This is a genomic window from Skermanella aerolata KACC 11604 (assembly GCF_000936425.1).
Classification (GTDB): Bacteria; Pseudomonadota; Alphaproteobacteria; order Azospirillales; family Azospirillaceae; genus Skermanella; species Skermanella aerolata.
Genome location: NZ_AVFK01000055.1, coordinates 21,642 through 32,327, shown reverse-complemented (window position 1 = coordinate 32,327; position 10,686 = coordinate 21,642). Strand labels below are relative to the sequence as shown.

Annotated in this window: 8 protein-coding genes; 1 reads left to right on the top strand and 7 read right to left on the bottom strand. The window is 60.7% G+C overall.

What is annotated here, in order from left to right:
* The 7 genes from N826_RS34230 to N826_RS40900 form a co-directional block, all read right to left on the bottom strand.
* A partial coding sequence (locus N826_RS34230; protein ID WP_044436512.1) for a hypothetical protein occupies positions 1-450 on the bottom strand: 450 nt, incomplete at its 3' end.
* Positions 450-722 carry a DUF6356 family protein gene (locus N826_RS34225; protein WP_044436510.1) on the bottom strand — a complete coding sequence of 91 codons (273 nt, stop codon included), beginning with the start codon at positions 720-722 and terminating at the stop codon, positions 450-452. The genes N826_RS34230 and N826_RS34225, both read right to left, overlap by 1 nt.
* Before the next feature lie 46 nt (positions 723-768).
* Entirely contained in the window at positions 769-1,569 is an 801-nt protein-coding gene (locus N826_RS34220; RefSeq protein WP_044436508.1) for a SapC family protein, read from the bottom strand.
* A gap of 54 nt (positions 1,570-1,623) precedes the next feature.
* A complete protein-coding gene (locus N826_RS34215; RefSeq protein ID WP_044436505.1) occupies positions 1,624-1,938 on the bottom strand; it encodes a helix-turn-helix domain-containing protein in 315 nt (104 codons plus the stop codon).
* A gap of 126 nt (positions 1,939-2,064) precedes the next feature.
* Positions 2,065-5,220 carry a DUF4214 domain-containing protein gene (locus tag N826_RS34210; protein ID WP_044436504.1) on the bottom strand — a complete coding sequence of 1,052 codons (3,156 nt, stop codon included), beginning with the start codon at positions 5,218-5,220 and terminating at the stop codon, positions 2,065-2,067.
* A 1,130-nt stretch (positions 5,221-6,350) separates the two neighbouring features.
* Positions 6,351-8,207, bottom strand: a complete 1,857-nt coding sequence (locus N826_RS43725) for a hypothetical protein (RefSeq protein WP_147041290.1) — start codon at positions 8,205-8,207, stop codon at positions 6,351-6,353.
* On the bottom strand, positions 8,173-8,994 hold the full coding sequence (locus N826_RS40900) for a helix-turn-helix domain-containing protein (RefSeq protein ID WP_052832581.1): 822 nt from the start codon (positions 8,992-8,994) through the stop codon (positions 8,173-8,175). Before N826_RS40900 ends, N826_RS43725 begins: the two co-directional genes overlap by 35 nt.
* Before the next feature lie 269 nt (positions 8,995-9,263).
* On the opposite strand from N826_RS40900, the gene N826_RS34195 reads away from it, so the two are divergent.
* Positions 9,264-10,433, top strand: coding sequence for an RNA-guided endonuclease InsQ/TnpB family protein (locus N826_RS34195; protein ID WP_044436500.1), 1,170 nt, complete (start codon positions 9,264-9,266; stop codon positions 10,431-10,433).
* Positions 10,434-10,686 lie beyond the last annotated feature (253 nt).

Below are 10,686 nucleotides of genomic sequence, written 5' to 3'. Positions count from 1 at the left end.
TGCCCTCTTCTCAACGGCTCCCTCCTGCGGTGCTCGGCGGATGCTTACGATGCAACGCCGGTAGAGATAACCGACGCTGTCGCGCATCCGGTCGCCGTCAGCGCGCTGCAGGATCAGGTTGCTGGTCTCGCCGTTGGCGAACTGGAGCCTGACCCAGATGGTATCACCGCGCTCCTGATAGCGTGCCGGCACCTTGGACGCCGGAATATTCAGATCGAAGCCAGGGGGCAGATGCAGGATCGCCATGCCCTCCATGAACTCCATGCCGACATTCTCTTCCCGGCCATCGGCATGGCGCACCGAACAGGGCTTCTCCAGTTGCACCCAGTTGCCGCCCATCAGCCAGTTCATCTCCGCTCGGGCCGACGAGGTCAGCAGGAGCACGGCCGCGATGGAAGCCAGCAGCCAGTGAACCATCGCACGAAGCGGAAGCTTGTTGGCGAGGGTCATCAGATCACGTACTCCGCTGCCACGATCGACGTCGTCCCAGCTTCCTGCGAAGTGGAGTGAGGAACGCCGCGCCCGCCGCGGGAGCGGATGCATCCGTGCAGCGCCAGGACGGTGCGGCTGCCGGTGGACGTGCAGAGGAACGGCAGGACGCCGTGAACGCAGCAGGCCAGACCGCCCACGATCATGCTGGCGCCGAAGCTGGTGGCGAACACCAGATGCTCCAGGTAGCTCTCGCCGACCGAGGAAGGGTGCTCCGTCATAAGCCTGATCATGGTCATTTTCCTACTGGCGGGAAGCCGCAGCGCCCATCCCTCGTTCCTAGAACACCAGGCGGATGTCGTCGGACAGGAGCCCCAGGTTGACATTGAGCGTCGCCAGCCTGGCAGCCTCGGCTTTGGCGGCCTCGGCCCGGGCATGCTGTTCGTGGATCTCGGTCAGTCGCTTGAGGACCTTGGTCTGCTGCATCGACAGCATCTGCATGTAGGCGATCGGCAGGGCGCCGGCCCGGCGCAGCGTCAGCACGGCGTCATCGCCCAGCGCGTTGAACCGGTCCTCGGCGATACGGTGAAGGCCGATCACGGGAGTGTACGTGCTGCTGCTGTTCAGCGTCAGGGGCCACGGCTCGATCACGCCGGCCTCGACCAGCGCCGCGACAGCCAGATCGGTGGCGGCGTGATTGCGCTCAAGGTGACCGAGGAAAGTCAGCACCTGTTTCAGGGTGTCGGCAAGGACGCCGTCGTCGGTGAAGAACGCCTCGTTGTGGCCGGCATCGAATACCAGGCCGCTGCTCTCATCGACGCACAGGATGCTCTGCGCGGCGCCCTCGGGCCGCAACAGCCGGAATGGATAACCCCGCAGCACCATCGGCACGTACTCGCCCATCCAGCGGCCATCAGGTGCCACGAACAGGTTCCGGCCCGGCGTCAGCGACAGCACGGCCATCAGGACGTAGCGGCCGTCCTGCTGCACGAAGGCAACCGGCATGCCCATCACCGCCTGGACGAGTTCGGAGGCAGCCAACGGCAGCACCGCGTCATCGGCCGTGAAGCTGTAGGACGTGTAATGGCGCCACGCCTTGCCGGCATGACGCTCGCGGCTGACAGCGGTGAACTCAGGCATGGGGGGATCCTGTTTGAGATGCTGCTGGTATCTCGGATTGACGCGCTGGAACTCTTATTCGGAAGGCTCGCTGTCGCCGAACAGCGCCTTGTGCGTGACCGGGTCGTAGTAGCTCATGAGCTGCTTGATGAAGGTTTGGGTGTCGGTAACGCCCAGTGCCTGAGCGAACGCCTCGTAGCGGTCCGGCTGGATGCGGAGCTTGCCTGCCTCGATCTGGGTGATGGTCGTGTAGTAGTAGAGGCCGACCGCCTCCGCGAGCGCACGCTGCGACAGACCGGCGTCCTTGCGGAGCGACCTCAGCCACAGGCCGGCTTCTCTGCGAAGTTCGGCCATGTCGTTTGCGGCACTGGATTGAGGCTCGGCGGTCATAAAGGCATGCCTCGAAATTGGGCTTCTATAAAAAGGAAAGGAGCTGATCCCGAAGGATCAGCTCCCAACTTTGCTCAGATTGCTCTGTGACACGACCACGGACGCAGCCGTATCGCAGGAGGGATGTTAGGCGAAGTTGCTTTCGTGATAAGTGCCGACCGTGTTGATCACACCGACCAGGCTGACATCACCCGTAGAGATGCTGTTGTCAGCCTCAGCACCAGCATTGACCGCCTCAGACACCATGTAAGCCTTGGTGACATCGGAGCCCTGGACCACAATGACAGCCTTTCCAGCATCAGCGGCGAAGGCGGTGCCAAACTTACCAGTTCCCGTTCCGAACAAGTCGGCGAAATTGGCTCCGGCGTAGTCCTTGTCCGTGATAGCCGCGTCCAGCTTCATCACATAGACGCTTTTAGTCGCCAAAGTGACGTTATTAGACGCTGCAGTCAGAGACAGAGACAGATTAGCGGCATCGGTGACAGGAGTTGTGCCCAAGAAAGCATTGAAGTTGAAAACATCGGCGTTGGTGGCGTTACCAGCTGAGAACTCAGTGATGGTATCAACACCGTTATTGGCTGCACTATTCTCGAAGACAAACGTGTCCCTACCGTTCCAGCCGGTCAGTTCGTCGTTGCCCGCACCGCCATGAATGGTGTCGTTACCTTCGCCGCCGTCGACAGCGTCATCACCGGCGTCGCCATAAAGGTCATCATCACCCTCACCGCCATCGACAACGTCATTGGCAGCGCCGCCTTTAAGGACGTCATTGCCCTTGTTGCCGCTGATCTGATCGGCACCCGTGCCACCAGTAATGGTATCCACACCCGAACCACCGATCAGGGTAGCACCGGTCGCAATCAGGTTGTCGCTCAGGCCAGTGATAGTGACCGCGCCAGTCGCCGCGGAGGCATCGACCTTCTCGATCAGAGTGCTTTCGGCATCAGTGATCGTCAGGCTATCGGAAGCCGTAGCACTCCCATCCAGCTCCGTTCCGGTATTCCCTGCAGCGATCGTGATCGTCCGCAGCTGAGCACCGTCAATGTCCGACAGTGTGACCACGCCGGCAGCATCTCCGAGCATCTTGATCGACAGGTTTTCGACGTTGTCGACCGTGAGACCACCATTCGTATAGGTACCACCGTCTACCAGGTGCAGATTGACCGTGTTGTTGACACCACCAGTCGCAGCGCCGGCAATCTGAATATCCAGCTTGTCCGCAGTGCCCGTAGAGGCACCCATCTTCAAAGTAAAGCTGTCACTAGCCTTGATAGTCAGAGCATCGGCACCGTTGCCCAAAGCGCCATTCAGGAAGAGAGTATTGATACCGCTGAGCTTGGTCAGGTCAACTGATGCGGCGCCCGTCAAGTTCTGAACGCCTTCAAACTCAAGTACTTCGAAGCCGGTGACAGCTGCGCGCTGGTCAGCATTGAAGTCAGACCCGATCACATCCGAGATCGCCAGCGTATCGACACCGTCGCCGCCCTTCAGAACATCGAGCTTGCTCAGATCGCTGAGAGTATCAAGTTCCAGGCGATCAGCAACCGCGCTGCCTGTGAAGGCAACATCGCCACCAGCTTCCAGCGTCAGGTCAACGCCAGCACCAGCAGCAGAAGCGTCGATCGACGTGAACTGCTTATCGACCGAACCGACGGTCAGCAGCTTATCGCCGTCAATGACCAGCGAGCTCTTGTCGGTAGTCGTGACGATCGAGCTAACCAAGTTCGAGACTTTCGAGGTCTCGGTGTCCTTGCCCGACGAAGTGACGTGGACAGTCTCGATACCAGTGGTGGTCAGCGTGCCAATGTTGAGGCTGGAGCCATCCGTGGCATGGTTCAGCTCGACGGTGATGGAGTCAGTCATCGAAGTGCCATCGACCGCGACCGTCAAGCTGGCAACAGTCGCTTCATCGGCACGAACCGTCATGCCGGACGTCAGGCCGGAAATCACGTTCGAACCAGCAAGGCCAGCGCGGACCACGTCGAAAGCCGAGACCTTGGAGAGGTCGAGCGTGCCGTCTGGAGCCAGGAGGCCGACGTCCAGAGACAGCATGCCGGTGTGGCCCGAACCATCAATCACCACCTCGGTGGCGGCAACAGGGGTAGTGATGGAGTTGCTGCCCTGACCGATCTGGATGGCAGCGACGTTGAGGGTCAGCTCCTTGTCGCCAGTGATGATGATCTTCTCGCCAGTGCCCACGAAGTTGCCACTGGTGGCAAGGGCTACGCTCTCGGCACCAGAAGCCACTAGAGTGATCTGGTCGTAGTCGCTCGGGCCGGCACCTTCATTGATCGTGCCCAGCTTGCCGGACAGCAGGTCAATCGTGATCGCCTGAGTGTCGGTGTCGTTACCAGCGGGGTCGATCGTCAGAGAGGTGGCATCACCAGCGAGCGAAACAGCCAGACCGGCTTCGGCGTCAGTGTAGGTCAGCGTGCCGCCACCCGTGACGTTCAGCTGCTTGGCGCCGGAAATCAGGCTGCCGTTGAGACCAGCGGTCGCGCCAATTGCCTGAATGTTCAGGGTTTCGATGGACGACAGGTTGGGGGTGACAGCAGTGGACAGCTTGGCCGTCAGCGTATCGTTGCCTTCACCGCCGTCGAGGACGTCATCATCGCCCAGGCGGGCAACCGAAGCGGCCACGAACTGGTCGTCACCCGCGTCACCGACGAAGTCATCGCCGACCACGCCAGCCGTCAGCGTGAACGTCTGACCAGCGTTTTCCGGCTCTTCGCCACCCGGCTTGTATTCGTTCAGGCTGCCCGAGTAGTCCTCAGTACCCTTACCGGCGTTGTCCAGGAAGGTGGAAACCGCGGTAGTGGTGGAGTTCTTGAACTCCTGCGACTCGGAGAAGCCGGCCAGGATCTGAGCGGCGCTCAGGCCGGAGTTCGTCCAGTTCGCCAGACCCTCGGCGTCCGGGGCGCGGCCCAGCACCTGGAAGTACAGCGAGGTGACGAACGCCTCGGTGACGTTGTTGCTGCCGTAGCGGTTGGTGAACTCCTCGGAGTTGACGAAACCCTCGGCAATCTGGTCCATCGACAGGCCGGAGTTGACCCAGTTCTTCAGACCTTCCTGATCAGGAACGCGACCGAAAGCTGCCTGGTAGACGCGGATCACGCCGGCAACGTTCTGCGCTTCGGACGAGTTGATGAACGTCTGACGAACCTGGTCGATAGTCAGCGCGCCCGCGTTCACCGGCGCCGCCCAGCTGTTGACTTCGTCATCAGAGGGATCGCGCTGGAGAATGTTGACGTAGTAGGACTTGATATCGTCGAAAGTTGCCACGATTGAGCCTCTTAGAGACAGGTTTGGTAAAGCTTTACCGGAAGGACCCGGGGAGGGTCCTCATCTCCACTCCCCCGCACCCGCGGTCGACTCCGATGCGGGGGAGGCAGGGATCCATACGACGGTCAGTTTGGCCGTATGGATGTCGAAGGCGGCGCCACAAAGGCCGCCTTGGAGATCCATACGAGGTACCAGACTTTCAGTGAGCCTGAACGTCCAGCTGGTTTTCTGCCTGAGGAGTTTACTCATAGTTAAGGTCTAGCATTTGTCTTTAATCTCGCAGCTATTATCTATGGTTGTTAATCTTTCGTGCGCCGTTAGATGGTTTATCGGGAAATTACTAATTTTTTGTTTACGAAGTAGTTATTTTTTCTCCGAATGCCAAGACAGTAAGAAAAATCATAATAAAAGTTAACTGTCCTCAATGTTGCTAAAGTTGTTATACGGAAACTCATAGAACTGTTCTCGCTGTAAGCGGAACTGAAGGCACGTATTAACAATTCATTCACAAGATTTTCTTTGCAGAAGCGGAAAACAATCGCTGTGCTCCTACCTGATAGTTTCAGCGTAATGGTTAACTCTTTTGTATGAAACATCATATCGATATAGGTAAAAAACCTCAAGCCCTAAAACGCGATCGGCGTCACGAAGTTGCTTATATGTGGCTGGTTTGCTACAAATGGTTAAAATCCGGGATCATATCCCATCTTCGGGGGCGTTTTTTCAGAGACAGCTTTCAGCTTTCAGCCCAAAACGGTTCAAGCTGAAGCCGGCCCGCTTTTATCAGCACGAATCGGCTGAGTCGCATATACGCTCCGTTGCCTGATAGCGCCGTCTTCTAAAGCAGGTGATGCTGCATTGGCAGCTGGCTTGACGCTTTAGGGTCCATCTTCCAAGACCCTCCCCCCACATCAATGCCTGATAAAGAGTGACCCTGGTGGCGTGAACGTCGCGCTTTTCAGGGCGGCTGCACCCGGAGTCGTCATGAATGCGGTCGCTCAGCCCTCGGACCGGGCTTTCACCTGGCCGATACCTGGGCGTCATCAGTGCGCAGCAGCTGTACTCCCGGAACTTTACATCAGGTCACCCATCGACAGCATGCTGAAGACGACGTTGCTTCCTGGAGGCACTTAGGCGCCGACACGGATTCGCCGTCCCAGGTGGCGAGTTATCTGTCCCAATTCCTGTTCCAGGTGAAGATGCTGGAGATTCGGTTTGCCGGCCGCCCTGCGCCAACCAGAGCGACCCCGGGCATATCCGGTGTTCCGGCATGAAAACAGACGCACCCTCTGCCGCACGACCTCAGCGGGACAGCCAATCCGAGCCTGGTCTCTGCAAGGAGGTCGCGATTCCACTTCATCTTGATCCCGCCCGGGGATACCAACAAAGTCAAGACGCCTGCTCCTGCGAATCGTCAGCCCGTCGCCAATTCGGAAATCGGCACTGCCGAACATGCTTCCGGGCCGAAAGCGGTCAAAGCCAGCCCTGCCCTTGCCGACGCCGTCGACGAAAGTCCGGAATATCGGGGCGCACCCTTTGGATGGCCGGTTTTCCGCTGATGCCTGAAGGAAGCAATCTTCAGCCGGAGATTCTGATGGCGGAGCTTCCGCTTTCCGACCGGGACTGGACAGGTTCCATCTACGGCACCTTCGACTGAGGCTGGAGCGCAACGGCCAGCCTCGAATGCATATTGGCAGCCCGGGTCTGGGCCAGACCATCGGCGGGTGACCCGGTAATAATGCTCGGAAGGACCACCGTGATTCTGGTCGCTTCACAGGAGGCGGTGAACCGGCAACCGAAACGCCGCGCTCCTTCACCCAATCAGGAAGCAGGGCGCCTGATGTTACTTGACGCGGCAGGAGATCGCCCGCCGGCCAGACCTTCCAGGCCAAGCCCGTGTCAATCTCGTCATCTCCGAAGAGACGCGCCGAGAATGGGGAATGCAGATCCCCGCGCATCCGGCGAGTGTCAGCAAATTCAAAATGCTGCTTGAGCGGTTTCTTCTCATAAGTCTGCGTGGTGTAAAGACTCTGCTGCCTGGAAAGCGGCGGCTTGCCAAGCCAGCCCTGGTGCGTCAGGCAAGCCTGATCCGACGGCTCTGCAATCCCGCCATCCCCGCAGAATGTGACTTCAGGTGTTCTGTCCGACGTCCAGGGACCACTGGCCGTTCCTTCGGCCTGGGTGGCGGCCGGCTGCTCCGGCGATGCAGGAACGCCGACTGATTCGGGACAGGCAGGATTGGGCATCCCGGGAGAAAACGCCTCCTCGCCGGATCCGGAAATACGGCATGCGGCCGGCGTGAGGGCAGAGGGACAGTGGATGTTCTTTGCGTCATCGGTCGGCGTGGTGTCACAAGTCGGTGCCGGGCCTGCAGTCCTGCCAGGCCATTTGCCTTCCGCCAGAAGATTGGCCTTTATCTCTTCGAAGCGGGCGAGCTCAGCCATGCGCTCGGATCTACGGAGCTCTTCGAGGGCAGTCCGCTCCTCGGCTGTCAGGGGGATCGGCGCCGACAGCAGGGGCGGCATCTCCAGGCAGCGCCGAAGACGGTCCCGCTGCTGGCGGGCCTTGCTGACCAGGGCTTCGCATATCGCCCTGAATTCGCCCGGATGGGGGCCTCGGCGGTTGTCAGGTTCGCGGCGCCAGATCCTGCATGCCTCCTGAACCGCCCATAGCGGATAATCCTCCACATCCTCCCCCCACTGCTCGGCGACACTGGCCTCCAGGTCTGGCGCCCGGTCAGGCTGGCGGTAGTAGGACAGCAGAGCGGCGATCGCCCGCATGGCGCGGCCGTTGTCCTCCCAATCCTGCGGGCGCAGGTACGCGTCGAAGGCGGCCAGCGCCTGCTGGGCAGCGGGAATTTCGGAGACCGGGAGCGGACTGGGTCGCCAGGGCTTCTCAACACTCCCCAGGAAATCCGAGCGATACCGGGCCGCCGCCTTGTCGTCGGTGGGCTCAGCCGACGTGAGCGAAATGCTCTCGGCGCGCAAGCGCCGCTCGAGCCCAGGCGTCAAAGCGGGTCTGGCCGGAACATGAGGGAGCCGCACCATCTCGGCGCCCTGCCCGTCGGGTGTCGCTGTGATGAGACGCGGGACGACGGTCATTCGGCTTGTTGGTGCGGGCATGATTTTTCCTCTCGGTGAGCAGCCAGCGGCGGAACAGGGCGGAGGGATCGGCAATCCGTCTGCCGCGGTAGTGAAGCGTGAACTTCTGAACGATCAGCAGCAAATCCGACTGTTCCAGATCGGCCCGGTGGACCTGGGCAAAAACCATGTCGGCGCGGTCGGGGACCCAGGTCTCATCAAGCATCGGCACGGTTTCCGAGCCATCCTCCTGCTTCTCGCAGATCGCTTCCCCCCCCAGCGCGCCTGCGCGCTTCAGAGAGAGAGAATCTTGTTCAAAGTGTTCTGTGTCGTTGACGACAACAGGGATCGCGGCGGCTGCTTCCTCGGCGGCATTGTCGAGGCCGTCCAGGAAATCCCCCATCAGCGCATCGTGCCCGACCAGCCGGTAGGTGCAGGCGCGGATCCTGGGGTTGGGATGACGACCCTTTTCAACCAGCCCCAGGGCACCGAGTTTTGCCAGGATCCGGTTGACGGTGCCGCGGTCCAGCTTGGCCTTGGCGGCGATGGTGGCCTGGGACGGCCAGCACACCCCCAGACGGTTGGCGTGGGCGCACAGAATGAAGAGGATAGCCAGCTCGAGGGCGCCTACCTCGGGGTTATCTAGGTACCGGGCGGGCACAAGCCCCACCCTTTGCCTGGAAGCGGAGTCCATCAGATCCTCCGGCTGGGGACGGCCGCCTTCAGGCGGCGGAGGAAAGCCGGTGGCCCGGCGGCAAAGAAGCACTCCTGCTTGACGTCGCGCCTCGGCGGGTGTGCACTTACCCTTATGGCAGAACCCCTTGTCACATCCAGGATCACACCAGACTCCTTGCAACTGGTAAGGATGGTCGCCACAAAGACGGGCGGGAGACAGGACGAGGTTCGGCGTCGTCTCCTTGAAGCAGAGATGGAAAGAGTGTCTCTGATAGCAGGGCGCTGCTGATGCCTGTCCTCACCTACAAATACCGCCTCTTCCCGAACAGCACCCAGGCGGTCGCTCTGACAGATATGCTCGGGAGCTTCTGCGATCTCTACAACGCCTGCCTCCAACAGCGGATCGAGGCGTATCGGCGGCAGGGCAGGACGCTCAGCTACATCGATCAGGCCAGCGAGTTGAAGGCCGTCCGGCTGATTGACGAGCGGCTGGCGAGCTACAGCTACTCGGCCGAACAGCAGGTTGTCCGCCGCCTCGACAAGGCGTTCAGGGCGTTCTTCGGCAGGGTCAGGACGGGCAAGGGCGGTTTCCCCCGCTTTCGAGCCAAAAGCATGTTCGACAGTGCCGACTTTCGGGTCGGCGATGGACTGACGATCCGCAAATCCAGGAAGTTCGGCATCGTCGGCATTCCCGGCGAGATCAAGGTCCGATGGCACCGCGACCTTCCGGCAGGGGCCGCAGCCGCCGTGCTCTCCCGATCCTGCGGCAAGTGGCATATCTGCTTCTTTGTCGAAACCCCCGATGCTCATGGACCCGACCCGGTCAGGGCAGCGGGCGGCATCGATGTCGGCCTGACCAGCCTGATCGCCACCTCGGACGGCGACGCCGTGCCGACACCGCAGTGGGTCAGAATGGCATCCACGAAACAGCGCCGTCTCCAGCGTGCCCTTGGCCGCTGCAGGCGGGGCAGCAAGGGCAGACTCAAGGCGAAGATGAGGCTTGCCCGGCATAGTGCCAGGACGGCCAACCAGCGGCGGGACTTCGCCCACAAGCTGTCCCGCACCCTGGTCAACCTCTACTCTCATATCGCCTTCGAGGACCTGAACATCACCGGGCTCGCGAGCGGGATGCTCGCCAAGTCCGTACTCAATGCCGCGTGGGGCCAGTTGATCTCGTTCACCGACTACAAAGCCGCAAATGCTGGTGGTCTGGTCGCGAAGGTCGACCCGCGCGGGACTTCCCAGGAATGCGACTGCTGCGGAATGGTGACGCCGAAGTATCGGCCGGGCGAAAGCCCGATCCGAGAGCTGAACAACCGCATCCAGGACTGTCCCGGTTGCGGGACGGTTGAGGATCGCGACGTTCACGCGGCCAAGGTCATCAAGCATCGGGCATTCCCGTGGTTAAAGGGGCCAGGAGCGGGCCCTGGAGCGTCAAGCCAGCCGGTTGCGGCATAGCTTGCTTCAGAAGCCGCCCGCCTTCAGGCGGCGGAGCGTTCACGCAGTCGATCCTTCGTCAGGTTGTTGTCCGGGTGCGACGGCAAAGCTCTCCCATCAGTGGGAACATCTCCGTTTCCCACTTGCCGGGATCCTGAAACTGCCTTAATGTCAGAGGTATCCAGTTCTGACCTAAGGCGGCTCCGGCCGTCGCGCTTCGGCTCCTCCCTCTAGCAAGGGTGGAGCCGAAAGTGTTTTGAAGTCAGGTCACATC

Bases quoted from the DNA above. Each gene is read 5' to 3' on its own strand.
- N826_RS34225 (WP_044436510.1), bottom strand. From the start codon at position 722: ATGATCAGGCTTATGACGGAGCACCCTTCCTCGGTCGGCGAGAGCTAC.
- N826_RS34220 (WP_044436508.1), bottom strand. From the start codon at position 1,569: ATGCCTGAGTTCACCGCTGTCAGCCGCGAGCGTCATGCCGGCAAGGCG.
- N826_RS34215 (WP_044436505.1), bottom strand. From the start codon at position 1,938: ATGACCGCCGAGCCTCAATCCAGTGCCGCAAACGACATGGCCGAACTT.
- N826_RS40900 (WP_052832581.1), bottom strand. From the start codon at position 8,994: ATGGACTCCGCTTCCAGGCAAAGGGTGGGGCTTGTGCCCGCCCGGTAC.
- N826_RS34195 (WP_044436500.1), top strand. From the start codon at position 9,264: ATGCCTGTCCTCACCTACAAATACCGCCTCTTCCCGAACAGCACCCAG.